The 22,473-nt window shown below is 55.2% G+C and carries 25 protein-coding genes; 9 read left to right on the top strand and 16 right to left on the bottom strand.

The genetic code is table 11. The annotated features are described in order from the left end of the window. Nucleotides 1–13: 13 nt before the first annotated feature. Genes VSX58_RS08925 through VSX58_RS08905 form a run of 5 tightly spaced genes read right to left on the bottom strand, consistent with a single transcriptional unit; the run spans nucleotide 14 to nucleotide 5,341 of the window. Nucleotides 14–568, bottom strand: a complete 555-nt coding sequence (locus VSX58_RS08925) for a histidine phosphatase family protein (protein ID WP_327617750.1) — start codon at nucleotides 566–568, stop codon at nucleotides 14–16. Beyond that, the gene (locus tag VSX58_RS08920) at nucleotides 565–1,626 is read right to left on the bottom strand and encodes an MBL fold metallo-hydrolase (protein ID WP_327617749.1); all 1,062 of its coding nucleotides are present in this window, start codon (nucleotides 1,624–1,626) and stop codon (nucleotides 565–567) included. Before VSX58_RS08920 ends, VSX58_RS08925 begins: the two co-directional genes overlap by 4 nt. Continuing rightward, nucleotides 1,623–2,660 (bottom strand): ABC transporter ATP-binding protein, encoded by a 1,038-nt coding sequence (locus tag VSX58_RS08915; RefSeq protein ID WP_327617748.1) that lies wholly within the window; start codon nucleotides 2,658–2,660, stop codon nucleotides 1,623–1,625. Before VSX58_RS08915 ends, VSX58_RS08920 begins: the two co-directional genes overlap by 4 nt. After that, on the bottom strand, nucleotides 2,648–4,360 hold the full coding sequence (locus VSX58_RS08910; protein WP_327617747.1) for an ABC transporter permease: 1,713 nt from the start codon (nucleotides 4,358–4,360) through the stop codon (nucleotides 2,648–2,650). Before VSX58_RS08910 ends, VSX58_RS08915 begins: the two co-directional genes overlap by 13 nt. A 3-nt stretch (nucleotides 4,361–4,363) precedes the next feature. Continuing rightward, nucleotides 4,364–5,341: an ABC transporter substrate-binding protein gene (locus VSX58_RS08905; protein ID WP_327617746.1), complete on the bottom strand. Its 978-nt coding sequence runs from the start codon at nucleotides 5,339–5,341 to the stop codon at nucleotides 4,364–4,366. A gap of 132 nt (nucleotides 5,342–5,473) precedes the next feature. Here VSX58_RS08905 and VSX58_RS08900 point away from each other — a divergent pair, with 132 nt between their 5' ends. Next, nucleotides 5,474–6,247: a DeoR/GlpR family DNA-binding transcription regulator gene (locus VSX58_RS08900; RefSeq protein ID WP_327617745.1), complete on the top strand. Its 774-nt coding sequence runs from the start codon at nucleotides 5,474–5,476 to the stop codon at nucleotides 6,245–6,247. A 48-nt stretch (nucleotides 6,248–6,295) separates the two neighbouring features. Then, nucleotides 6,296–7,060, top strand: coding sequence for an SDR family NAD(P)-dependent oxidoreductase (locus VSX58_RS08895; RefSeq protein WP_327617744.1), 765 nt, complete (start codon nucleotides 6,296–6,298; stop codon nucleotides 7,058–7,060). A gap of 192 nt (nucleotides 7,061–7,252) precedes the next feature. On the opposite strand, the gene VSX58_RS08890 is transcribed toward VSX58_RS08895, so the two are convergent. The 3 genes from VSX58_RS08890 to VSX58_RS08880 form a co-directional block, all read right to left on the bottom strand. Continuing rightward, a complete protein-coding gene (locus VSX58_RS08890; RefSeq protein ID WP_327617743.1) occupies nucleotides 7,253–8,536 on the bottom strand; it encodes a glycoside hydrolase family 68 protein in 1,284 nt (427 codons plus the stop codon). 281 nt (nucleotides 8,537–8,817) lie between these two features. After that, complete coding sequence (locus tag VSX58_RS08885) at nucleotides 8,818–9,156, bottom strand: phage holin, lambda family (protein ID WP_327615127.1); 339 nt, start codon at nucleotides 9,154–9,156, stop codon at nucleotides 8,818–8,820. Nucleotides 9,157–9,410: 254 nt separating this feature from the next. Beyond that, nucleotides 9,411–10,109, bottom strand: a complete 699-nt coding sequence (locus tag VSX58_RS08880; RefSeq protein ID WP_327617742.1) for an antitermination protein Q — start codon at nucleotides 10,107–10,109, stop codon at nucleotides 9,411–9,413. Nucleotides 10,110–10,529: 420 nt separating this feature from the next. On the opposite strand from VSX58_RS08880, the gene VSX58_RS08875 reads away from it, so the two are divergent. Next, complete coding sequence (locus VSX58_RS08875) at nucleotides 10,530–11,228, top strand: LexA family transcriptional regulator (RefSeq protein ID WP_327615129.1); 699 nt, start codon at nucleotides 10,530–10,532, stop codon at nucleotides 11,226–11,228. Nucleotides 11,229–11,256: 28 nt separating this feature from the next. Here the strand turns inward: VSX58_RS08875 and VSX58_RS08870 are convergent, their stop codons facing one another. The 8 genes from VSX58_RS08870 to VSX58_RS08835 form a co-directional block, all read right to left on the bottom strand. Then, nucleotides 11,257–11,973 carry a 4'-phosphopantetheinyl transferase family protein gene (locus tag VSX58_RS08870; protein WP_327617740.1) on the bottom strand — a complete coding sequence of 239 codons (717 nt, stop codon included), beginning with the start codon at nucleotides 11,971–11,973 and terminating at the stop codon, nucleotides 11,257–11,259. 107 nt (nucleotides 11,974–12,080) lie between these two features. Further along, nucleotides 12,081–13,358, bottom strand: coding sequence for a NupC/NupG family nucleoside CNT transporter (locus tag VSX58_RS08865; protein WP_327617739.1), 1,278 nt, complete (start codon nucleotides 13,356–13,358; stop codon nucleotides 12,081–12,083). A 306-nt stretch (nucleotides 13,359–13,664) separates the two neighbouring features. Next, nucleotides 13,665–14,480 (bottom strand): TatD family hydrolase, encoded by an 816-nt coding sequence (locus VSX58_RS08860; protein WP_327617738.1) that lies wholly within the window; start codon nucleotides 14,478–14,480, stop codon nucleotides 13,665–13,667. Between the two features lie 90 nt (nucleotides 14,481–14,570). Further along, nucleotides 14,571–14,759 (bottom strand): CsbD family protein, encoded by a 189-nt coding sequence (locus VSX58_RS08855; RefSeq protein ID WP_327615133.1) that lies wholly within the window; start codon nucleotides 14,757–14,759, stop codon nucleotides 14,571–14,573. A gap of 335 nt (nucleotides 14,760–15,094) precedes the next feature. Further along, nucleotides 15,095–15,256 (bottom strand): DUF1328 domain-containing protein, encoded by a 162-nt coding sequence (locus VSX58_RS08850; protein ID WP_327615134.1) that lies wholly within the window; start codon nucleotides 15,254–15,256, stop codon nucleotides 15,095–15,097. Between the two features lie 279 nt (nucleotides 15,257–15,535). Further along, nucleotides 15,536–16,150 carry a molecular chaperone OsmY gene (gene osmY / locus VSX58_RS08845; protein ID WP_327615135.1) on the bottom strand — a complete coding sequence of 205 codons (615 nt, stop codon included), beginning with the start codon at nucleotides 16,148–16,150 and terminating at the stop codon, nucleotides 15,536–15,538. A gap of 468 nt (nucleotides 16,151–16,618) precedes the next feature. Next, nucleotides 16,619–18,208: a peptide chain release factor 3 gene (prfC, locus tag VSX58_RS08840; RefSeq protein WP_327617737.1), complete on the bottom strand. Its 1,590-nt coding sequence runs from the start codon at nucleotides 18,206–18,208 to the stop codon at nucleotides 16,619–16,621. 256 nt (nucleotides 18,209–18,464) lie between these two features. Further along, nucleotides 18,465–19,112: a LexA family protein gene (locus tag VSX58_RS08835; protein WP_000854920.1), complete on the bottom strand. Its 648-nt coding sequence runs from the start codon at nucleotides 19,110–19,112 to the stop codon at nucleotides 18,465–18,467. A gap of 117 nt (nucleotides 19,113–19,229) precedes the next feature. On the opposite strand from VSX58_RS08835, the gene VSX58_RS08830 reads away from it, so the two are divergent. The 6 genes from VSX58_RS08830 to VSX58_RS08805 are packed head-to-tail and all read left to right on the top strand — an operon-like array spanning nucleotide 19,230 to nucleotide 22,416. Continuing rightward, nucleotides 19,230–19,481: a helix-turn-helix domain-containing protein gene (locus VSX58_RS08830; RefSeq protein ID WP_000451746.1), complete on the top strand. Its 252-nt coding sequence runs from the start codon at nucleotides 19,230–19,232 to the stop codon at nucleotides 19,479–19,481. Nucleotides 19,482–19,536: 55 nt separating this feature from the next. Next, on the top strand, nucleotides 19,537–20,406 hold the full coding sequence (locus VSX58_RS08825) for a hypothetical protein (protein ID WP_012368349.1): 870 nt from the start codon (nucleotides 19,537–19,539) through the stop codon (nucleotides 20,404–20,406). Beyond that, complete coding sequence (locus tag VSX58_RS08820; RefSeq protein ID WP_007105460.1) at nucleotides 20,393–21,055, top strand: DUF6475 domain-containing protein; 663 nt, start codon at nucleotides 20,393–20,395, stop codon at nucleotides 21,053–21,055. Before VSX58_RS08825 ends, VSX58_RS08820 begins: the two co-directional genes overlap by 14 nt. Beyond that, nucleotides 21,042–21,590: a lytic transglycosylase domain-containing protein gene (locus VSX58_RS08815; RefSeq protein ID WP_327617736.1), complete on the top strand. Its 549-nt coding sequence runs from the start codon at nucleotides 21,042–21,044 to the stop codon at nucleotides 21,588–21,590. Before VSX58_RS08820 ends, VSX58_RS08815 begins: the two co-directional genes overlap by 14 nt. Then, nucleotides 21,587–21,886, top strand: coding sequence for a flagellar transcriptional regulator FlhD (locus VSX58_RS08810; protein ID WP_000210563.1), 300 nt, complete (start codon nucleotides 21,587–21,589; stop codon nucleotides 21,884–21,886). The genes VSX58_RS08815 and VSX58_RS08810 overlap by 4 nt, the downstream gene beginning before the upstream one ends. Next, complete coding sequence (locus VSX58_RS08805; protein WP_000566753.1) at nucleotides 21,883–22,416, top strand: FlhC family transcriptional regulator; 534 nt, start codon at nucleotides 21,883–21,885, stop codon at nucleotides 22,414–22,416. Before VSX58_RS08810 ends, VSX58_RS08805 begins: the two co-directional genes overlap by 4 nt. The last annotated feature ends 57 nt before the right edge of the window (nucleotides 22,417–22,473 follow it).

Here is a 22,473-nt window from a genome sequence, read left to right as displayed (position 1 = left end):
AATAAAAATCACCTCACGCATCGCGCTGCGCCAGCGGAACGATCGCCCAGCCGTCGGGAGAACGATCGGGCAGAATCCACATCGGAACCGCGTTGCCGATCCGCGGCCCGTAAGGCGAGCCGGTAGCCAGCAGACTAAGGACGCGGAACACGCCGGAATGCGCGATAACCAGCGGCGTATCGTATTGCCGCAGCAGTTGATTAAGCGCGTCGATAATGCGGGCGCAGAAGTCGCCCCAGGATTCGCCGCCGGGCGGGGTCGTTTCATAAGGCGGCTGTTCCGCATAGGGCCTGAGCTCAAGATCGCCCCAGTCCCGTTCACGCAGGTCGGAGACGATCAGCTTGGGCGCGCCGGGAACCGCCAGCGCCGCCGTTTGCCGGGCGCGCAGCCTATCGCTGACGGCAATACGGCTCCAGGTATGGCGCGCCAATAGGGGCGCCGCGTTGCGCGCCTGTTGTTCCCCCTCTTCGGTCAGGGGAACATCGGTGCGTCCGCCGATCAGCCGATCGCGGTTAAGCGGCGTTTCGCCGTGGCGCAGGAAGACAAAAGGCTTGCAGATCAAATTCATAGTTCCATCCTGATGGCCGGGCGATCGATAATTTCGCATCCCAGCGCCTGACGCCACGCCGCCGTTGCGTCAATGGGCGTAAACAGCGGCGCCAGGGCGCGGCATTCCAGCATCGCGGCCAGCCGGCGTAGGCACTGCCGGGTAGGGTGCACGTTCCAGCGGCAGAAGTCGACTTCGCCTGCGCGCCACTGTCGCCGGGCATGTTGATTGAGATGTCCGGTGAACAGAACGCGGTGGCCGAAGCCGGGCCGCGCCCGCAGTAGGCCGGCGGCGCCGCTCTGCCCATCCGGATTAGCCGTCAACAGTAGCGGCATGTCTGGCGAAAAAGGCGGCAGCGCCCGCGCCAGTCGCTGCAGCTCATCCTGTACGCCGGGCTGCAGGCTGCCATCGTCATGTTCCGCCATGCGTTCCAGCATCGTCAGGCAGGCGTCATCCAGCGCCATGCCGGCGGCGTTGCCGCGCCGCGCCAGCAGCAGCGCCATTTCCACCGCCCGGCCGGAGGGCGGCACCGGACACAGCGTCGGCCGGACCAACTGCGAAAATATCGTCTCCCGCTGCTGGCTCTGCGCAACGTCGTACAGCGCGTAGGAGGCATCCACCAGCGCCACACGCGCCGTCGGCGGCCGATCAAAACGGAACAGCGCGGACTCCAGGCTGACGTCGCCGCTGTAAAACAGCCCCCCGGCCAGATCCAGATGAAACCAAACGCCGCCGTAGGCATGGCCGCTGCTGCCGGTGGTGACGCTCAGCGAACCGAGCTGGAATCGCCCGCTGACCGGGATCGGCCGTACATTCAGACCGGCGGGCAGCGCCCGCGCCGTGACGCCTGTGCAGTATACCGGCGTCTGGGGCGGTAAACGCATCAGGCCGCCGATGTGATCCTCATGATCGTGGCTCAGGAAGATCGCATCCAGATCGTCCGGGATCGGCCAGGGTTCGGCGTCCGGTTCCAGCGCGCCCCCGGCGTCGAGCAGAATGCGTAGCGATGGCGTAGTCACCAGAATGGCCGCGGGCGCTTTGCCGTGCTGGCCGCTGAGAATTTCGATATTGACGCTCATGCCGCCTCCAGCCGCCAGCCCTGATGCAGGCGCACCGCGACCGGCTGCCGTTCGTTCAACGGCGCATGGTGATAGGCGGTAAGCGGCTGACCATCGCTCAGGCGCAGTTGCAGCAGATAGCGCTCTCCCTGATAAATACAGCTTTCCACCGAGGCGGCGACGCCATCGTCCGCCACTTCCACATGTTCGGGACGAATCAGAATCGGCCGGCGGCGACTCGCGGCGCAGGTAGAGGCCAGCGCCAGCCCCTGATGCAGCTGCGCGCCGTCCACACGGGCGGCGTCTTCGGCCACCGGCAGCGTCAACACGCTGCCTTTGCCGATAAAACGCGCGACCCAGGCGCTCTGCGGATATTGATAGAGCTGCTGCGGAGAGCCCCACTGCATCAGCTCTCCCTGATGCATCACCGCGATATGGCTGGCCAGCGCCATCGCCTCGGCCTGATCGTGGGTTACGTAGATAAAAGTCGCGCCGGTGCGCCGGTGAAAATCGCGGAATGTCTGTTCCATCGTGGCGCGCAGATGGCGATCCAGATTAGCCAAGGGTTCATCCAGCAGCATCACCTGCGGTTCCGACACCAGGCAGCGCGCCAGCGCGACGCGCTGACGCTGTCCGCCGCTCAGATCCTGAGGGGAACGATCGGCGCAGGAGACAAGTTCAACCTCTTCCAGCGCCTCCATAACGCGCTTTCGCCGGGCTGCGCCGTCAATTTTCTTCAGTTTCAGCGGATAACCGACATTCTCCGCCACCGTCATATGCGGCCACAGGGCATAAGATTGGAACACCATCCCCATATTGCGCTCTTCGGGGGGAAGATGGCGCTGCCGATCCGCCAGGATCTTGTCGCCTAACAGCAACCGCCCCTCGCTCAGCTGTTCCAGACCGGCCAAAATGCGCAGCGTAGTGGTTTTCCCGCAGCCGCTGGGCCCCAGCAGCGCGGTAAAGGCGCCTTCGGGAATGGTCAGGTTCAGATCGCGCACCACCGCCTGTTCGCCGAACCGTTTGCCTATCCGTTCCAGTTTCAGCTCTGCCATGGGATAACTCCTTTGGGAAGATAGCGGCCCAAGCCGCTCAGCAACAACATAACCAGCGCGACCAGCGCCACCACCATCACCGACACGGCGGAGGCCAGCACCTTATTGCCGCTCTCATCCAGATTGAAAATGACGACGCCGAGCGTCTCGCTCCCCGCGCTCCACAGCAGGGCCGAGACGGTCAGTTCATGAACCGCCGTCAGAAACACCAGCAGCGCGCCGGCAAAGGCCGCCGGCGCCAACAGCGGCAGAACAATATGGCGCAGCCGTTGCGAAAAGTCGGCGCCCGCCAGGCTTGCCGCCTCTTCCATCGCCGGATCCAACTGCAGCATGCCGCTATGCACGGGTTTGAGGCACACCGTGAGGAAACGCGCCAGATACGCCAGAAAAATGATCGCCAGCGTGCCGTACAGCGTGATATCCACGATGGGAAGCGGCCGCGCGAACAGCAGAATAAACGCGATGGCCAGCACCACGCCGGGCAAAGTGTAGGGAATATCGATGGCGTTGTGCAGCCAGCGTAGCGGGCGGCTGGGATAGCGCACCAGCAGATAGGCGAGAGGCAGGCTCAGGATCATCAAGACAACGGCGGCCGAAACAGACAGCAGCATACTGTTGCTCAGCGCGCGCCAGGTGGCCCCCTGCCCTTCCAGCATGGCGCCGTAAGCGGCGAAGGTCAGCGTCTTCCCGTTCAGCGGCACGCCCAGCGTCGGCACCAGCGAGGTGGCGATCAGCGCCAGCAGGGGCGCGGCCAGTATCATGAACAGCACGCTCCCCATGATCAGCTCCGTCGGCCAGCGCCACGCGCCGAGCCTAAACGACAGCGCGCGGCCGGCCATACCGATCAGCGGCAGGGCATGACGCCGCTGCAGCCGGCTTTGCAGTATAACGATCCCTACCGCCAGCACGCCCATCAGTACCGATAGCGCCGCGACCTGATTGATCATGGAAGCGCCGAAGCCGGACATAGTCTGATAAATCTGCGTCGGCAGCACGAAGTAGGAAATGGGAATGCCCAACATCGCGGGAATGCCAAAGTTGCCCAGCGCCGACACGAAAGCGATGGCGCCGCCCGCCCACAGCGTGGTGCGGCACAGCGGCAGGACGATATCGCAAAACACCCGCCACAGCGAAGCGCCGTTCAGACGCGCGGCTTCGATTTGCTCTTTGGGCAGGCAGAGCAGTTGGGTGCGCAGCGCCAGAAACACCAGCGGCGCATGCTGAATGCCGAGCAGCAGGGCGATCCCTTCGGCGGAATAGAGCGGGTTGGCGCTGCCGAAGCTCGGCGCTATTCCCAGGCTGTTCAGCAGGATGCTGCTGGGCCCGAAAAGTTGCAGCCAGCTTAGCGCCGTGACCTGCGGCGGAATCATCATCGGCAGCATAAACAAAAATATCCATATCTGTTTGGCCCGAATATCGGTCAGCGCCAGACAGAAAGCGAAAAGACTGCCCAGCAGCACGGAGAACAGAGTTCCCACGCCGCTGGTATATAAACTGTTGTACAGCGCTCCCCAGGTCGATTGACTGGATAACACCCGCCACAGGCTGCTGTCGGCGCCCTGATGCCAGTCCAGCAGCGCCGAGGTCAGCAAACGCAGGCTGGGCAACAGGCTGAGCAGCGTCACCAGCCCCAGCAGCAGCCAGAGCAACCCTCTGGGAGGGTTGCCGCCGTAGGGGGAACGCACGGTCAGGCTACTCATGTTTTAGTGGCTTCCGAAGAGTTGGCTAAAGCGCTGTTTGTTCTGTTCGGACTCGGCCAACGCCTTACCGGCGTCGAACGCCATTAGCTTGATCTGGTCGCGCGGAGGAAAACCGGCCGGAACAGGCAGGTCGGCGCGCGCGGGCAGATAGCCCTGTTTCAGCACCAGCCGCTGTCCCTGCTCGGACAATACGAAATCGATAAAGGCTTTGGCGGCGGCCGGATTTTTCGCCGTTTTCATCATCGCGACCGGTTCGGTGACGATACTCACGCCCTCCTGCGGAAACAGAAACTCAATCGGCGCGCCTTTGGCCTTCTCGCGGATAGCCATGAAATCCACCAGTACGCCGTAGGCTTTGCTGCCGGATGAGATCGCGCTCAGCACCGCGCCGTTGCCGCCCTGGGGCATGGCGCCGTTCTCTTTCAGCTTCTGGTAATAGTCCCAGCCGAGCTGCGGATTGTTGGTCAGCGTCGCCAGATGAATCAGCGCCGCGCCGGAATAGAGCGGGCTGGGCATGGTGCTCATGTTTTTCAGTTCGGGCTTGAGCAGATCCTGCCATGAAGTCGGTTTGACCGGCGCCTGACGATGATAGGCGATGCCCGTGGTGATCAGCTTAGTGCCGTAGTAATAGCCGTCCGCATTATAGAGCGAGGCGTCGTAACGCGCGGCTTCGGGCGATTTGTACGGCGCCAGCAGATTCTGCTGCTTAAGCGACTCCATCGTCACGCTGTCGGAGATCAGCAGAACATCCGGCGAACCGCCGCCTGCGGCCAGCTCCGCCTGCAAACGCGCGGTAAGTTTGGTGGTTCCATCGCGGATCCAGTTCACTTTGATATCCGGGTGCGTCTGCTCAAAGGCGTTGACGGTCATCTGGGCGTCTTCATTAGGCTGGCTGGTGTAAAGCATCAGCGTGGTTTTCGCTACTGCGGACGCGCTAAACAGCGTCAGAAACAGAGCGGCAAGCGTTAATTTTTTATACATATCGGCGTTCCCCTGGTTTTCGTTGCGATGATTAAAACAGGGGAATCTGACAAAAATATGACTATTCAATTTCGTAGTAATAACTTAATACTTTCGATGTAGTATTCGCGAAAACATCAAGACAAGGAGAGAATGATGACGCCGGAATCACGCCGCCGCGCAATTACTACAATGGTGACGGAACAGGGAGAGCGCAGTATCGAGCAATTGGCCGAGCATTTCGGCGTTTCGCTACAGACCGTGCGCAGCGATGTGCGGGAGTTGACCGAGCAGGGTCTGCTGCTGCGTAGGCACGGTCTGGTGGCGCCCTTCGCGCGCGAGAATATCGGCTATCAGCAGCGGGAGATCGTCAACGTCGGCGGCAAACGCTGGATCGGCGAGCAGGTTGCCGCGCTGCTTGGCGAATATCAAAACTGTTTTCTGGGAACGGGAACAACGGTGGAAATGGTGGCGCGCGCCTTGCCCTCCGACGTTCGCCTGGCGGTCTTCACCAATAACCTGCACGCGGCGAAACCGCTTAGCCGTCTGCCCGGTTGCGATTTGATCGTGGCCGGCGGACAGGTGCGTAAACGGGATCTGGATATCATCGGCGGCGATGCGCTGGCGTTTTTCAGCCGCTACCGGGTGGCGATAGGCGTGGTGTCGGTGGGGGGAGTGGGAGAAGCGGGCGAACTCTACGATTTCAATGATGACGAAGTGAAGGCGCGCCATGCGTTGCTGGCCGGCGCGGCGGTCAAGGTACTGGTCGTGGACAGCACGAAATTCGGCCGGGCGGCGCTCTGCCAAAACGGCAGCATTGCCGATTTTCACTATGTGGTCAGCGACAGGCCGCCATCAAAACGGCAGCGCGACGTTTTGCAGAGCGCCTCAACGCGCTGGTTGTGCCGGGAAAAATTCGAGGCATGACGAAAAAAGAGCGTCACGAAATAGGATTGAATCAAAGGGAGAAACAGTATGCGTATAGCATTGGTGGCGGGCGGCGCGGGCGGATTAGGCTACGCGACGGCGACGCGTTTTGCACAAGCGGGCATGGCGGTGGCTATCGCCGATCTTGACGGCGAGGCGGCAGGGAAACTGGCGGCGGCGCTTCCCGGTCAGGGACACTGCGCCATCCCGTTCAACATTGCCGACGAGGCGAGCGTGATTTCGGGCTTCGAGCGAATCGAACGAGAGATGGGAGCTGTCGCCGTGCTGGCGCAGTTTGCCGGTATTATCGGCGCCGGCGGGGCGGGAGCGGGCATCGCGCTGGCGGACGCCACGGTTGAGGACTGGGATCGCGTTCAGTCGGTCAACGCGCGCGGCACTTTTCTGTGTATTCGGGAAATGGCGCGCCGCCGTCGGCATCTTTCCGTCGAGCACGGCCGCATCATCACCCTCTCCTCCGGCGCTGGCCAGCTCGGCAGCGTACAGTCCGGCGTCGCCTATTCGTCTTCCAAAGCCGCCATCATCGGCTTGACGCGCGTAGCCGCGCGCGAGCTGGCGCCGCTCGGCATTACGGTCAACAGCATCGCGCCCGGCCCTATAGACACGCCGATGCTTGCTCTGGCCATCAGCGCGACGGGCGAACAGCGCCGTTATTCCTCGCTAGATGCCGTTCCTCTGCGCCGTATCGGCAGGCCAGAAGAGGTCGCTTCGGCCGCGGCCTATCTGGCCTCTCCTGAAGCGGATTATGTCACCGGCACGACGCTTGACGTAAACGGCGGCATTCATATGCATTGAGGGAAATGTGTTCTTAGGCGGGCCAAGCCCTTGGCCGCAGCGGCGATGCCGATGCGTTCAGCGGGCTTCAGCGTTTCTTCACGGAAGGCTATGCGTAGATTTTGCGGGGGGGGGATTGCCGGCTGGGCGGCTCCGGTTTCGCACCGGGAAGCGGCGGAGAATAGGGGCGGCGCCGGCCGCCCCTGGAGGGAATTACGACACCCTGACGTCAATCATCGGCGGAATATAGCCATAATCGAACTCTTCGACCATAAAGGTCTGGGCGCCTTTCAGTTTGATCTGTACCGTCGGCGCTTCGGTGCCGCCGATACGGTAGGTGTCCTCGCCCGTCGGCACGGAGTCGATAAAGGAGGTCACCAGCCCGTTAGGCATAACGTAGTGCGAGTAGGTCTGGTAAGGCTGGGAAGCCGGGTTGCCCAGCACCAGGCCGGAGCCGTTCAACGGCACGTAAGGCCCGAACAGATCCTCGCTGACGAAACCGTACACGCCGTCCGGTCCGGTCAGGCCATCGCCATAGGTGAATTTATGGCTGATGGTGAACAGGTAATATTTTCCATCCTGGAAAACGAAGTGCGGCCGTTCCGTCTGGTCGTTGACGCCGACGGCGGTAACCAGCGGCGGCAGCATTTCCCAATCATCGCCATCTTCATCACGGCATACCGCGATACCGATGCACCCGGTCTGGTAACGGGAATTGCCCACATCGTCATAACCCGGAGGCACATCCCCGATCTCTTCGGGACCGACGACATGGCTACCGCGTTCGCCGGCGACGTTACCTTCAAACAGCATATACAGCTTGCCGCTTTTCGGATCGCGGAACGGGCAAGGATCGCGAAAACCCCAGTACGGGTTTTGGCTCTCGGTCTGGTACATTCTGCCATCCGCTTCGAACAGGCTTTTAACCTTGCTGAAGCCCACCATTTCCACCGCATTATCGGTGGTCACCACCCGGCCGCGTACTTTGACGATAGTCGCGCCCGGCGTCACCGCGGTGTAGTAGAGATCGATCTCGCCGCGCTCGTTCAGAAGAATCGGCGTACCGGCCCATTCACGCGTGGTCGGCGACACCCCGTCGGCCATCACCCGGCCGCCCATAATCCAATCCTTACCGGTGCGGGAGTACCAGAAGTACATCTTCGCCCGGCCGTGACGATCGTTCCAGTCGCTGGTGATATCGTAATTCCCGTTCTCATCCAGATACTGCGGATCGGTTGGGTTACGATTGGCGGTCAGCGTGAAGATAACCGACCAGCCGTTAACCGATGCGATATTGCCGTCCAGATCGCGCAGCGGCATGGTATCCCAGATAAAGACCTCGTCGCTCATCACCGGGAAATCACCGCTGACCAGCGGCTGCGTCGTCGTCGGATCGTCTTCCGTTACTTTCAGCGCATCGGCCCGCGACCAAATAGACGGCTTGTGCGGCTTATTGCTTTTCAGGGAGGTTTTTTTATTCTGTTCAAATGTATTCATAATATTTCTCTCTTTATAAAAAAATAAAAGCAGACCAGAACATTAAATTTAATCTCCTGGTTACCGCTTTCTTTGTGGTGGATGATTTTTACATAATTACGGGCATAAAAATGCCCTTCCGTCGGTATAACGGAAATATCAATTTTAGGGTTCAACAAAAAAACGGATTTATTTCAATCAGCGTTATCAGATAAATAGATTCTTACACCTCCTTTATATGAATTGAAAAAAAACAGCATAAGAAAAAAACGCATCAGGTAACAGAAGATTACCCGATGCGTTTATTTCTTGGTCTTTTTATCACTATCAAACCGGTCGTTTAAAAATCTCAATATACCGCGGCGAATATGTTCAACGCCGATAAAACCGATCATGCCGCCCAACGCCGGCGTCAGCGTTTTGGGCAGAGAAAAATACTCCAGCGATGAAACCGCCGTCAGCGTCAAAGCCCCGCACAGCGCGCCCTCAAGCAGCATGCGCTGCCAGCCGCCGCCGGTATAGGCAACGCGAAGTATGGCGATAAATATAGATAACAACACACCCCCAGTAGGGACATCACCTCGCCACCAGGCGTGTATTAACTCGTAAACACCGGCCCAACTGAAGATATTGATTTGCATATTTCCCCTTCTAAAGAGTTGATTAAACCAATAAGAATTCTCTTATAAAAACCGTTAAGCATAAATAAGAAATAAAAAAGCCCCGGACAGAGCCAGGGCTAGAATAAAAAAAGGCCTGCTAAAAGCAGGCCTTAAAATGTGTTTTGTTTTTCGATGGGGTAATCACTTCATCTCCATCATGGGGATTAATTTAACCAATTTTGGACAAGAGCGCAAGCCTTAATTTTAAAAATTTTAAATTTTATTTTGTACGTCTAATTCTGCGGTGATGTCACCGTGGAGAAGAGCTTTTCTGCCGCCGTAGCTTCCTGATAACACTGGGCGATAAGCGAGTCATAAAATACTTTCCAGTTTCGTGACCAGGTGCGCTGCGTTAAATCAGGCACGACGGTTTTAATCACTTTATAGACGGTTGCCGATTTAACCGGCTTCATCCCGGAACCGCCGCAGCGGGGGCACACTTTCTCTACGGTTTTGCCGGCTGCGCGGGAAGCCTCCAGATCCGTCACTTTACCCCGGCCTTTGCAACGGCAGCGATTCAGCGGATCGTCCGCGGTTCTGCCGTACTCTTCCACCGCCATTTTAGCCATCAGGACGATACAGCGCGCCATCTGCCGGCCGGCGGCTTTTCCCACCAGCTTCGGCGCCTGTTGCATAGCAAAGCGGGCAATCCCCTCGATCGCTCTGTCTTTTTCATCGGGATCTTTGTTGTACTTGGCCAGAATCAGGCTCAGCCCCAGCGCCTCCCGCGCCTGAACGACCCCCAGAGCCAGCAGAACGTCGCCATAGCCGTCCCGCGCGCCTCGAGAAGTTACGCCGCTGGTTTTAGCCCGGCTGACAGGTTTGCCGCTGCTTTGCGGCCGATAAACATACGTAGGCGAAGCATCCCTGCAGGTAAACATTAACGAGGCCGATTTGGGGCCGCACAGGCTGAGCGCATGTTCAATCTTCATCGTAAAACCTCCGTATAACAAACAGAAACGCCAGATCGCTTAAGCGCGCTGAACCCTGTTGATAAACCGCGGCCTGATGTTCGCCGCGCCGTTGTATCCCTATAATGCTTACCTCCTCTCCGCGCTATTGTTCCGGTAAGACAAACGCCCGCTGGTAATCGGTTCAGGTCAGCGGGCCTTGTTCGCAACGGACGTATTGTCGATTTAAACTCCATAGCGTCTTTCCTTTAAATCTTATGGTTAAATCATATGAGCAGCCTTGGCGCGCGGCCCTATCGCCTATGCGCATCGCCACGCGTCTGGTCAAAAATTCGATCATTTTTTTGTTGATTTTATCATCCTTAAAGCAGACTATAGTCAACGCAGATCAACAATACAACGAAAAAATCCACGCCGTGTTTATTTTTTAAGTTGGTGCAAATGACAGAGCTAACCGAACGCCTGCGCTACCTGATGCGCGAAGAGGGATTAAAACAAAAGGATTTAGCAGAAATCGTCGGCACGTCGCCGCAAACCGTGAACAACTGGTTGAAGCGGGGAACGCTGAGCCGCGAGTCGGCTCAGGCCATCAATGAGAAAACCGGTTATTCGCTGGACTGGCTGCTTAATGGCGCGGGTCACCCGAAACCGGAGAGCAGCAATGTCAAAGCATCCCGTTTGCATGTTACCGAGTGGGAAGGAATTGATAATGATGACGATGAATTCGTGGAGGTGCCATTGTTAGGCGTCAGACTATCGGCCGGAGGAGGTGCATATGATATCGATGAAGATGAAGTGTATGCGCTTCCCTTTCGTACCCATACGTTAAGGCGGCTCGGCATTCGGGTGGAAGACACCCGCGTGGTTACCGTAATGGGCGATAGTATGGAGCCCAAGTTATCGGACGGCGATAAGGTCGCCGTCAATCTGTCCGACAGGGAAATCCGCGACGGCAAGATGTACGCTATCCGCATGGGCGAGCTGCAGCGCGTAAAGGCGCTGATCAAGCGTCCCGACGGCGGTATCATCGTACGCTCCTACAACCCGCTTTATGAAGATGAGATCGTCACCAAAGAACAGATCATCAACGGCGAACTGGCCGTCGTCGGGCGCGTGTGGTGGGTTTCCGCGCTGGTGTAAGGCGCGGAGCGTCATTCCGCCCGCTGGCTCAGCAGCAGATAAAGGTTGTCACGTCATCGGCTCTTTGCAGGTAGGTTCCTGTAAAACGGCGTCCGGCGCAAAACTCCGGCGTCAAATCGGTCAGCAGCTCCAGCTCAAAGCGCTCTCCGGCGCGATCCAACGCCACCATCCTGGCGTCAAAAAAATCGAAATAGTGTTTAATCCGCGGATAGAGCGCCTTAAACAGGCTCTCTTTCGCGGAAAAATTCAACGTCAGCAGACGGCGGAACTCATCATCCTGCGCATTCAGCCAGTGATATTCCTCCTCATCCACCAGACCCGGCCAGAGCGCCCGCGCGCGATTCTCCGACATAAACGTTTCGATATCGACCCCGACGCAGGAGACCTCGCGGCTGCGGATATGCGCGGCGCACAGTACGCTATTGGTATTGTGGCTTAAGGAGCCGGAGACATGTTCAGGCCACTGAGGAGAGCGATCTTCCGCGCTGTTAAGAACGAAATTCGCGTAGCCGAGCTTACTCAGAACCCGTTTCGCCAGACAGCGGCCGGCCAGAAACTCCGCCCGGCGTTTCGGCACCGAGCGCACCAGCGCATCCGCAAAGGGAACCTCTGCCTCGGCAAACAGTTCGTCGGAATAAGCGGACACATGAAAATGGGCACGGGCGCCGAAACCAGGATATGCAACGCCATCCTTAGCCTGTGGGAATCTAATCCATTCAACGTCATCGATAAAAGCAGAGAGCATGTCGCTTTACTCTTGAAGGCGAAATTACTTTCAGGGCATTCCAGCACCTCAACCCTCAATGAATAATGGGCGGCTCCCGCCCATTATTGTGGCTAAACAGAGAACCATTACAACGCTAAAAAGAACCCGGCGATGCTGGCGCTCATCAGGTTGGAAAGCGTACCCGCCGTTACCGCTTTCAAACCGAACCGGGCAATATCCTGACGCCGATTCGGCGCCATGCTGCCTAGTCCTCCAATAAGGATAGCTATCGATGACAGGTTAGCAAATCCGCAAAGCGCGAACGAAATAATCGCCTTGGTGTGATTGGACAGAACCTGCAGACCGTTCCCCGCCACCACGTCATCGGCTTGCAAATATTCGCTGAAGTTCATATAGGCGACAAACTCATTGACGATCAGTTTTTGACCGATAAAGGAGCCGGCAATGGTCGCCTCATTCCAGGGAACGCCTATCAAAAACGCCACGGGCGAGAAAATCCAGCCTAAAATCAACTCCAGCGACAGCTGTGGATAGTTCAGCCACCCGCCCACGCCGCCGAGGATCCCGTTAAGCAACGCGATCAGCGCGATAAACGCCAGCAGCATCGCCCCCACGTTCAAGGCCAGCTGCATACCGGAAGCCGCGCCGCTCGCCGCCGCATCAATAACGTTGGCGGGACGATCGTTCTCATCCACAAAGCCGACCATTTCCTCCCGGTCGTGGGTGCTTTCCGTTTCGGGCACCATCAGCTTGGCAAACAGCAATCCGCCCGGCGCCGCCATAAAAGAGGCGGCAATCAGGTACTCCAGCGGCACGCCCATCTGCGCATAACCCGCCATGACGGAACCGGCGATAGAGGCCAGGCCGCCGCACATCACGGCGAACAGCTCCGACTGCGTCATCCCGGCGATATAGGGGCGAACCACCAGCGGCGCTTCCGTCTGCCCCACGAAAATATTCGCCGTCGCGGACAGCGACTCCGTGCGCGATGTGCCCAGCAGTTTCTGCAATCCGCCTCCCAGCAAGCGAATTACCCATTGCATAATGCCCATGTAATAGAGCACGGCGATCAGCGAAGAAAAGAAAACGATAATCGGCAGCACGCGCAGCGCAAAAACAAAGCCGCCTCCGCCGAACACCTCAAACATTTTGTCAGAGACCAGACCGCCGAAAATAAAAGAGACGCCCTGATTACCGTAGGAGATAACGTTAGCCACCCCTTCGGTCATACCGCCTAAGATCCGGCGTCCCAGCGGGACGTACAACACTAATGCGCCGATGCCAATCTGGAGCAGAAAGGCGCCCAGTACCGTACGGAGTTTGATGGCTTTGCGATTGCTGGAGAGCAGGACGGCGCACAGAATGAGCGCCGCCATGCCGATAAGACTCATAATGAGTTGCATGTGAAGTTCCCTTTAGCCAGGAATAATGTCGATTGGAAATAAAAATATTTTTATAAAGCTATATAGGTAAGGGGCCAGCAGTCCGACCGCACCCAAATCGATACGATCCACTGAAACGATTATAGATGCAGGCTCTGGATCGGGGCCGACTTATGTCACAATTATATACAACATCAAATAATCAAAAATATGTAATAGCGATCTATATCACGTTTTTTTCGTTTATGACCTGAAATTACGCCGGCCGCTTTTCCCGCGATGCGCGCCCGCCGGGCTGAAACGCGATATCGCCGGCCTTAGCCCGGCTTATGACAGCGCGAACAGACGCAGAGCGTTGTGATAGAGCGCGGCGGCGACGACATCGGCGGGTTCAGAACGCAGTTGGCATAGGGAGTGAAAAACCGCGGCTATCCGCTCAGGGCGGTTCGGCTCCCCCTGATGGCCGCAAACCGGCATATCCGGCGCATCCGTTTCCAGCAATAAACTGTCGAGAGGCAGCTGGGCAATCGCCTGACGCGTCTTATTCGCCCGAGGATAAGTGATGGTGCCGCCAACGCCGATGCAATAACCCAAGCGGACAAAGGCCCGCGCTTGCTCCAGGCTTCCGGCAAACCCGTGAACCACCCCCGTACGCGGCACCGCCGCGCGGCGCAACAGCTGCGCGAGTCGATCGTGGCTGCGGCGCGAGTGCAAAATAACGGGGTAATCGTAGCGTTTGGCCAACTTGAGCTGGGCTTCAAGCAGTGCGAGTTGCCGCGCCAACTGCGGCTCCGGCATATAAAGATCCAGCCCTATCTCGCCCACCGCCGCCAGCTTCGCCGCGCGTTGCCGCAGTTGCGCTTCCAGCGACGCCAGGTCGGCGTCTTGATGACGGGAAATATAGAGAGGATGCAGCCCAAGCGCGGCATAAAGAGAGGTATGGCCGCATGCCAGCCGCAGCACGCGCGCAAAGTAACGGGATTCAACCGCCGGGATAACGATACGTTCAACGCCGGCGGCGGCGGCCGCACCTAAGCTTGCCGCGATGTCTTCGCTGAACGGCGGAAAATCGAAATGGCAGTGCGTATCGATAAATGCATATCGGGTGCCGCTGTTGCCGCTAAGCCTGTTTTCTGTTGTCATCGCCTTGGCCGGTATGGTAAGTCTGCCGGATGGAACCCGCGGTTAATGCCGGCAGACTGGCAACAGAAAAGCGCCTCGTCAATATTTATTTCAGTGTATGACGCGCTTCTCCGAGGAGGCTTTCTCATACTCTTTGCCGTAATCTTCCTGCAGCACGCCGGATAAATAGCCATTGTTCCCTTCCAGCCATGCGCAGTCGCTGTCAAACCACTCGGCCCACATTGCCAAGAAATTCCCTTTCAGCTGTTTCCATTTGCCGACAACGATATCGCTATTCATCACACACCTCCCGCTATACCCAATAGATTTCAAGGTGCAGCCAATCAGCGGCGAAACCGCTCCTACGATTAACCCAGGGCGCGATCCCGTTATAACGCCAACACCGCTGCAACTTGAAAGATGCGAGGTAATATTGCCGAAGCCAAATGAGTGCCGCGGTTCACAGTGTGCGGGTAAAATATGACAGCCACATGGCATCGCCGCCGATCACCGTCATACTTCAAGCCGCATGGGCGTTGTGACTCGGCCCATCCGTGGGTCTCGCCCGCCAGCGCTGTGCAAAAACGCGTTGGCGTTTTCGTCCTGCGGCTCGATAATTCTCCCCTTATTTGATGCTAAGGCCGTCTGCGGCCGGTGAACACGCTCACCAGGAACAGGATGATACCAACCACAAAGACGATTTTAGCCGCCCCTGCCGCGGTGCCCGCCAGCCCGCCAAAACCCAATGCGGCGGCGATCAGCGAGATCACTAAAAAGATAATTCCCCAACGTAACATACGGGCTCCTCATCAGAAAACTGAACGGCGTGGCGGCAATCGAAACCCGATGCCGATTGCATAACCACATTATGGAGATGGTGCTTTACTGGTTATTGCGGGTGGTTTAGCGAAATAAACCACCCGATTTATTGACGGGTCATCATGCCGTTGACTTAAGCCGTAGAGACGAATTCGGGACGACCACCGGGGTGAGGCGTTCCTACGGGAGCCTCCCCCCGAGCTTCCCCTAAAAGCCGGCTTAAGTGATACGCCATTAGCCTATTCGGGATCGGCGTATTACGACTTAACCGTTAAGTCGTTTTTAACGCTTTTCACGCCGCTGACGCTTTTGGCGACGCTTTCAGCGCGCGCGGCCTGGGCCTGATTGTCGACTTCGCCGCTCAGCTGCACCACGCCCTCGTGGGTTTCAACCTTTACCTTACGGGAAGGAACGATATCGTCCGCCAGCAGTTTGGCTTTAATCGAACTGGTCGTCATCGCGTCGTCGGCGTAGGCACCGACGGACTGCGTGTCGTTGTCCTTAATCTGAAGCTTGTCGCTGACGGATTTCACGCCTTCCGTTTTGCTCGCGATCTGCACCGCGTGCGTTGCGGCATCCTGGCTGCCGACAAACCCGCTCAGGGTGACGACCCCGCCGGTGGTGGCAACGGAGATATCGCCGCTCTTAATGGTTTTATCTTCCAGCAGCGCGCTCTTTACCTTCGCCGTGGTCGTACTGTCGCCGATGTAGTCTGATGCTTTATTGACGGAACTATCGACTTTCTCACCCGTGGTATCTGCGACGCGCTGTGCTTTTTGTCCCAGGGTATCCTCAGCCAGCGCATTGCCGCCGACAAGAATAGAACCCAGAACAACCGCGAGCAGAGATTGAGTCAGTTTGGTCTTTGTCATCGATTTCTTCCTTTTGCTGTTTTTATATGCCCGACAAAAAAGGTCGGGCGAATCAACGCGGATGATTAGGCATGCAGCGTCGGTGATTGTTTCTGGCCCCATACGGCGCTTCGCTTTATGCCTTCGGCATAAAATCACATAAACGACGAGAAAACAGCGTACCGTTTTTATAAGCAGCCAAAAGTCAATACAATGCACTGCCAGTAATCGCGTTAATAGTTAAACAAACTAAAATCATTAACACGTTGTTAACTATAGACCACCGGATCGGAAATCGCAGGGGAATATCGAGAAAAGAAGTGGAATCGGGGGGAATTCAGATTTGTCTGTGGCCTGATTTTCCGGCGCGGCGGGGGAGCAAAATTGACATAACATACTGATAAAAAATAAAATAAAACGCCCGAAGCGGCCATGCTCTTCGCGGCCGTTTCGGGTATGGAAATTTAATCCGCTGAAAGCGCGAATTAATTAATGTTCGCGCGTTTGATGGAACTGCACTTCCGGGTAACGTTCGCGCGTCAGATTCAGGTTAACCATGGTCGGGGCGACGTAAGAGAGGTTGTCGCCGCCGTCCAGCGCCAGGTGCTGCTCGTTCTTGCGCTTGAACTCTTCGAACTTCTTCACGTCATCGCATTCGACCCAGCGGGCGGTGGACACGTTAACGGATTCGTAGACGGCTTCCACGTTATATTCGCTCTTCAGGCGGGCGACCACCACATCAAACTGCAGCACCCCCACCGCGCCCACGATAAGGTCGTTGTTGATCAACGGACGAAAAACCTGCACGGCCCCTTCCTCCGAAAGCTGCACCAGCCCTTTCAGCAATTGCTTTTGCTTCAGCGGGTCGCGCAGACGGATACGACGGAACAGCTCCGGCGCAAAGTTGGGAATACCGGTGAACTTAATATCCTCGCCCTGAGTAAAAGTATCCCCGATCTGAATGGTCCCGTGGTTGTGCAGGCCGATAATATCGCCGGGATAGGCCTCTTCGACATGAGAACGGTCGCCGGCCATGAAAGTCAGCGCGTCGGAAATCACCACGTCTTTGCCGGTACGCACCTGACGCAGCTTCATCCCCTTCTCATATTTGCCGGACACCACGCGCATAAAAGCCACGCGGTCACGGTGTTTAGGATCCATATTGGCCTGAATTTTAAACACAAAACCGGTGAATTTTTCCTCATCCGCCTTGACGACGCGGACGTCGGTTTTTCGCGGCATCGGCGCCGGAGCCCAGGCTATCAGGCCGTCCAGCATATGGTCGACGCCAAAGTTGCCCAACGCCGTACCAAAGAAAACCGGCGTCAGATCGCCGGACAGGAAGGCCTCCAGCTCAAACTCATGCGAAGCGCCTTTTACCAGGTCCAGCTCTTCACGCAGTTGCAGCGCCAGCTCTTCGCCGATAGCTTTGTCCAGATCCGGGTTATCCAGCCCTTTTACCATACGCACTTCCTGGATGGTATGGCCCTTACCCGTCTGATAAAGATAGGTTTCATCTTTATAGAGGTGGTAAACGCCTTTGAACAACTTGCCGCAGCCGATTGGCCAGGTAATGGGCGCGCAGGCGATTTTCAGCTCGTTTTCCACCTCATCCAGCAGTTCCATCGGATCGCGGATATCGCGGTCGAGCTTGTTCATAAACGTCAGGATCGGCGTGTCGCGCAGACGGGTGACCTCCATCAGCTTACGGGTGCGATCTTCCACCCCTTTCGCCGCGTCAATCACCATCAAGCAGCAGTCCACTGCGGTCAGCGTACGGTAGGTATCTTCGGAGAAGTCTTCGTGCCCCGGGGTATCCAGCAGGTTAACCAGGCAGTTATGGTAGGGAAACTGCATCACGGACGTGGTAATGGAGATGCCGCGCTGTTTCTCCATCTCCATCCAGTCGGATTTGGCGTGCTGATTCGACCCCCGCCCTTTTACCGTACCTGCGGTTTGCAGCGCCTGTCCGAACAGTAATACTTTTTCCGTAATGGTGGTCTTACCGGCGTCGGGGTGAGAGATGATAGCAAAGGTCCTTCGCTTATTGATTTCATTAAGAAAATCTTGGTTTGCCATGTATAAATTCTTTTAGTTTGTACACGGATTTGTACACACTTTTGGAAGTACTCTATTTTCAGTTCTTCGCTTGTCAAATCCGTCGTGTTAATCGTAATTGGCCGCTATTTTCGCTGATCTTGACTTTATAAACAATCAATGGTTATCTAATCTGTTACCATTTACTCTCAGCGTGCGCCAATGCTCAGTTGTAGCTGTTTGCAATCGTTGCTTCTTCAGCTCATGAACAACTGTGGCTAAACCACAAATTCCTTCGCTACCAGAAATCGATGATAGCTTGTCGTACTACACCGATGATGGTGCAGTTGCCGTTGATCGGTATTGCAGGGTATTGCGGGTTCAAAGGTTTTAGGTACTTCTGTTCACCATCAATAACTAACTGCTTAAAGGTTGCTTCTTTCGAATCATCCAAACGCGCAACAACCAATGAACCTGAAGAATAAGGTAACTCAGGATCAACAACGATCACTGCCCCCTCAGGTATGGATTTTTTTCCGCTTGGATTTTCCATACTGTCGCCTTTTACGCGAAGTGCGAAACAACCCTCATGTGCTTTCCCAGTGACTTCACGCCACTCCTCAGCATCTTCATGGGCAAATCCCTCCGCTATTTCAGTCCAATCACCGGCCTGAACCCAGTTAATGAGAGGAATTCTTCCCTTAATGTCAGGCCCGACTTCTACATTACCGACCCCCAAGCCAATCTCGCCATCACCTGTGGCGAGCCAATGAGCATTCACGCGAAGCGCCTCCGCGATCTGCATGGTGTAACGAGACCTAGCCGATTTACCAGAGCAAATCTGGCTGATCGACTGCTGTTTGATACCAATGCGACGAGCCAACTCAGACTGAGTCACCCCAGTAAGCTGCAAGGCATGGTTTAGTCGTTCGGATAAAGTTTTCATAAGCCCGTATTCTACAAATAAAACTGTAGCCTTTCAACAATTTTAACTGTTGACTAATCTACAGTTTAAACTGTAACATTCAATCTTGTAACAGTTATTATTGTAACAGGAGACGGTATGGAAGTGTTCAACACGACACAAAAACATCTCCGCCGTGCCATTGACTTGGTCGGCGGGCAATCAGCATTAGCACGAGCCATCAACTCAAAACAGCAAAACGTCTGGTTTTGGTTGAATAAATCAGGGCGTGTTCCCGCTGAATTCGTTTTACCAATCGAACAAGCTACGCAAGGACAGGTAACCCGATCCCAGTTAAGACCGGACATCTATCCCGAATGCCCAAGCGAGCTGAAAGCCAGTAACCAGTAGGATTAAGGGCAAATAATGGTCAGCATTTTACGTAAACACAAAAGCGAGTTCCTCCATGCGTGATTATGGCAAGGTCTATACCCGCTTTTGGCTAAAGCAAAACGTTTTGTCCTGGAGTGACTCAGCGAAGTTGCTAGGACTGTATTTGCTTACATGCCCACATTGTAATTTGCTTGGCTGCTTTCGATTGCCGATTGGTTACGTTGCTTCTGACTTGAACTGGGAAGAGCAACAGGTTGCCAAGGCTCTAAATGAGTTAGAACAAGATCAGTTCCTCATTCGTTGCGAGGAATCCGGTTGGACTTTGATTAGGAGCTTTCTGAAGCACAACCCAATCGAAAACCCGAACCAAGGTAAGGCAGCCTTTCGGTTGCTTAAAGATGTACCTGCCGACTTCGTTGGTATGGCATCGCTTTTGAAATCTCTTGCCGCTTTTCAAGCTCGGCTTCCAGAAGAATTTTCATCATTGTTTATGCCTGATGGCAACCCGGTAAGGGACTCTCAACGGTCGGATGACTCTGAGAGAAGCAATAAGCCAACAGTTAAAACTGTTAACCAGATACAGTTCGAAGACTTCTGGGATGTACAAATACGCAAAGAAAAAAAAGCGAAAGCCAAAGAAGAATGGCTGCGCATGGGCCTCAATGAAGATCATGAACTCGCCTTGGAAGTCCTAACACGCTGGAAAGAGCAACGAGACAACCGATTGCAGTATCAAGATCGGACTAAGACCCCTATGCCACATAACTGGCTTTTAAACCGGCAATGGGAAGACGAGTACGTTCGCATTGATGAAGTACAGCAATCATCGACGAGCCTAAAGGGCAGCAATCACCAATTGAATATTGAAGAAAGCAATCGCCGCATTGCTGAAAGCTGGGCCGGACCAGGTATTCGGGAGGTTCGTTCAAGTGCAGGAGGTTGATAAACGCGAGTTTGCTGAAGTTTGGGGAGCAGCTTGGGCCATGTATGGCAAAAGCGTATCACCACAATTGCTATCCATCGCATTTGAAGCCCTTCGTGCTTATAGCATTGAAGAAGTGCGAATCGGTCTGACTCGGCATATTCAATCACCGGATACTGGGCAATTTTTTCCAAAGCCCGCTGACGTCATCAAGCATATCGATGGCAACTCGGGTTCAAGAGCCATGGTTGCTTGGAACAAAGTTGACAAGGCTGTTCGTCAGGTTGGCGCTTGGACATCCGTGATGTTTGACGATGCGCTTATTCACCGCGTGATTTCAGACATGGGTGGATGGGTTGAACTCTGCAAGGTTGATGACAGGGAATACCCCTTTAAGCAAAAAGAGTTTTTAACACGCTACCAGGCTTACTTGCTACGGGACGAAGTGGGTGAATACCCAAGGCTATTACAGGGTATTGCAGACCATCAGAACCAGCAAAAAGGATTTGATATGCAAGCGCCTGTTGCCGTGGGTGACTGGTCAAAAGCGGCACAAGTTTATACGAGAGGCATCGCTGACTTTAGCGCAGTGCCATTAAAAAGAATAAGCCCGAAAGCCATTCAGGCGCTTCTCGGAAATCAATTAGAGGACAAAAATGAAAACGATTAAAGCAAAAACCGTTGCCCTAGTGATAGCCATGTCCGCAAGCACTTCAGTCTATGCGTTTCCGGGCTATCAGTGGGAAAAAGCAGCACAAAATGTTGGTATTGATCCAGTCATGCTCTACGCCGTTGCCTTGGCTGAGTCGGCCTCACATCGAGGTCTTAACATGACCAGTCCATGGCCATACGCAATTCGCAATGGTTCAAACGCAACCTACGCCAAATCTCAGACAGAAGCGGAGCAACTGTTAAACCAAGCACTGCAAGAGAGTGAAAAATACCAGCTCGATATTGGCCTAATGCAAATCAATTTGCATTGGCACGGACATCGGGTGAGCTCAGCGGCGGAACTGCTAGACCCCATCACCAACCTTACCGTCGGCTCCAGTATTTTGGCCGAAGCAATCAAGTCTTCACCTAACGATTTAGAGCTTGGCATAGGCCGCTATCACAGTTGGAACGAAGAGCGTGCACGCTGGTATGGGCAAAGAGTGCTTTCTATTTATCGCAATATTTTACATGAACTGGAGGTCCGTCAATGACAACCAATCAACAAGACTTCTATCAATTAAACTTGGCGTACCTGCACGCAGCACGGGAATTGGCGCGCATTGATCCGCAAGAGGCTGTCTTGCGCTTTGGACTTACACGCGACGTGGTGGATGCACTGATTAATGCCGGTGTTGACGACCTGCAACGAGTTGCGACCTCATCATTCATGCTGTTTCAACCAAGGGGTAACCAAAGCCAACTGATTGAGATGGTGAAGAGCAAAGGCACAGGTATCCCAAGAATCGCTTATTTATTATCAACCCTAAACAACAAGGGGGATGCATGATTGATAACCTGTCCAAAAGTGAGCTGTTTACCCGAGCCTCGCTGCTTATTAAATACGGATTTCGAACAACCATTATCGCGCTCGATACTGGTTTGCCAATCCACATTATCAGAAGGCTGCACAAAGAAGTGACTGGCAAGTCACCTTGTCCTGGTCAATTACCAGAATCTGATGCCATTGTTAAAAGCAGAAGAGCCCTAGTTGAAGGCTCCCTGCTGATGGCGCTTTATGTCAATATTGGTGGTGATAATGTCTACAAGCAATTAAATATCGATGCTTTGATGAAGGCTTACGATGCGTATTTGGTTGCAAGAGAAGAAGCAGATCTTCCAGCTGAGATCCCCTGGAAAAAACTGACCATCAATGAAGGTTGGGTTCTAGCTCGTGATTTAAGATCACAGCTTGCATCCTTACACCGGTGTCGATGCGGCAGTCTGTATTTGACGGTATCACAACAGCGCATTCAGCTTAAATGCCCTGTGTGTGAGATTATGGCCGAGCAAACCACTAGAGCACTTTTTGAGAACTAACATGCTGATGCATGATTTGATTGTGCACCGTCTGTGCACTTTGAGAGTACTAAGAAG

Origin of the sequence: Brenneria populi, assembly GCF_036016195.1 — a bacterium.
Taxonomy (GTDB): domain Bacteria; phylum Pseudomonadota; class Gammaproteobacteria; order Enterobacterales; family Enterobacteriaceae; genus Brenneria; species Brenneria populi.
This window is presented reverse-complemented; position numbering and strand designations above follow the sequence as displayed.

What these genes read in the sequence shown, in the direction of transcription:
- VSX58_RS08830 (WP_000451746.1), top strand. Translation starts at nt 19,230, where the DNA reads ATGGAAGTGTTCAACACGACACAAAAACATCTCCGCCGTGCCATTGAC.
- VSX58_RS08825 (WP_012368349.1), top strand. Translation starts at nt 19,537, where the DNA reads ATGCGTGATTATGGCAAGGTCTATACCCGCTTTTGGCTAAAGCAAAAC.
- VSX58_RS08850 (WP_327615134.1), bottom strand. Translation starts at nt 15,256, where the DNA reads ATGTTACGTTGGGGAATTATCTTTTTAGTGATCTCGCTGATCGCCGCC.
- VSX58_RS08805 (WP_000566753.1), top strand. Translation starts at nt 21,883, where the DNA reads ATGATTGATAACCTGTCCAAAAGTGAGCTGTTTACCCGAGCCTCGCTG.
- VSX58_RS08910 (WP_327617747.1), bottom strand. Translation starts at nt 4,360, where the DNA reads ATGAGTAGCCTGACCGTGCGTTCCCCCTACGGCGGCAACCCTCCCAGA.
- prfC (WP_327617737.1), bottom strand. Translation starts at nt 18,208, where the DNA reads ATGGCAAACCAAGATTTTCTTAATGAAATCAATAAGCGAAGGACCTTT.
- VSX58_RS08925 (WP_327617750.1), bottom strand. Translation starts at nt 568, where the DNA reads ATGAATTTGATCTGCAAGCCTTTTGTCTTCCTGCGCCACGGCGAAACG.
- VSX58_RS08885 (WP_327615127.1), bottom strand. Translation starts at nt 9,156, where the DNA reads ATGCAAATCAATATCTTCAGTTGGGCCGGTGTTTACGAGTTAATACAC.
- VSX58_RS08815 (WP_327617736.1), top strand. Translation starts at nt 21,042, where the DNA reads ATGAAAACGATTAAAGCAAAAACCGTTGCCCTAGTGATAGCCATGTCC.
- VSX58_RS08870 (WP_327617740.1), bottom strand. Translation starts at nt 11,973, where the DNA reads ATGCTCTCTGCTTTTATCGATGACGTTGAATGGATTAGATTCCCACAG.
- VSX58_RS08915 (WP_327617748.1), bottom strand. Translation starts at nt 2,660, where the DNA reads ATGGCAGAGCTGAAACTGGAACGGATAGGCAAACGGTTCGGCGAACAG.
- VSX58_RS08855 (WP_327615133.1), bottom strand. Translation starts at nt 14,759, where the DNA reads ATGAATAGCGATATCGTTGTCGGCAAATGGAAACAGCTGAAAGGGAAT.
- VSX58_RS08905 (WP_327617746.1), bottom strand. Translation starts at nt 5,341, where the DNA reads ATGTATAAAAAATTAACGCTTGCCGCTCTGTTTCTGACGCTGTTTAGC.
- VSX58_RS08875 (WP_327615129.1), top strand. Translation starts at nt 10,530, where the DNA reads ATGACAGAGCTAACCGAACGCCTGCGCTACCTGATGCGCGAAGAGGGA.
- VSX58_RS08880 (WP_327617742.1), bottom strand. Translation starts at nt 10,109, where the DNA reads ATGAAGATTGAACATGCGCTCAGCCTGTGCGGCCCCAAATCGGCCTCG.
- VSX58_RS08895 (WP_327617744.1), top strand. Translation starts at nt 6,296, where the DNA reads ATGCGTATAGCATTGGTGGCGGGCGGCGCGGGCGGATTAGGCTACGCG.
- osmY (WP_327615135.1), bottom strand. Translation starts at nt 16,150, where the DNA reads ATGACAAAGACCAAACTGACTCAATCTCTGCTCGCGGTTGTTCTGGGT.
- VSX58_RS08890 (WP_327617743.1), bottom strand. Translation starts at nt 8,536, where the DNA reads ATGAATACATTTGAACAGAATAAAAAAACCTCCCTGAAAAGCAATAAG.
- VSX58_RS08920 (WP_327617749.1), bottom strand. Translation starts at nt 1,626, where the DNA reads ATGAGCGTCAATATCGAAATTCTCAGCGGCCAGCACGGCAAAGCGCCC.
- VSX58_RS08810 (WP_000210563.1), top strand. Translation starts at nt 21,587, where the DNA reads ATGACAACCAATCAACAAGACTTCTATCAATTAAACTTGGCGTACCTG.
- VSX58_RS08865 (WP_327617739.1), bottom strand. Translation starts at nt 13,358, where the DNA reads ATGCAACTCATTATGAGTCTTATCGGCATGGCGGCGCTCATTCTGTGC.
- VSX58_RS08835 (WP_000854920.1), bottom strand. Translation starts at nt 19,112, where the DNA reads ATGAAAACTTTATCCGAACGACTAAACCATGCCTTGCAGCTTACTGGG.
- VSX58_RS08900 (WP_327617745.1), top strand. Translation starts at nt 5,474, where the DNA reads ATGATGACGCCGGAATCACGCCGCCGCGCAATTACTACAATGGTGACG.
- VSX58_RS08860 (WP_327617738.1), bottom strand. Translation starts at nt 14,480, where the DNA reads ATGACAACAGAAAACAGGCTTAGCGGCAACAGCGGCACCCGATATGCA.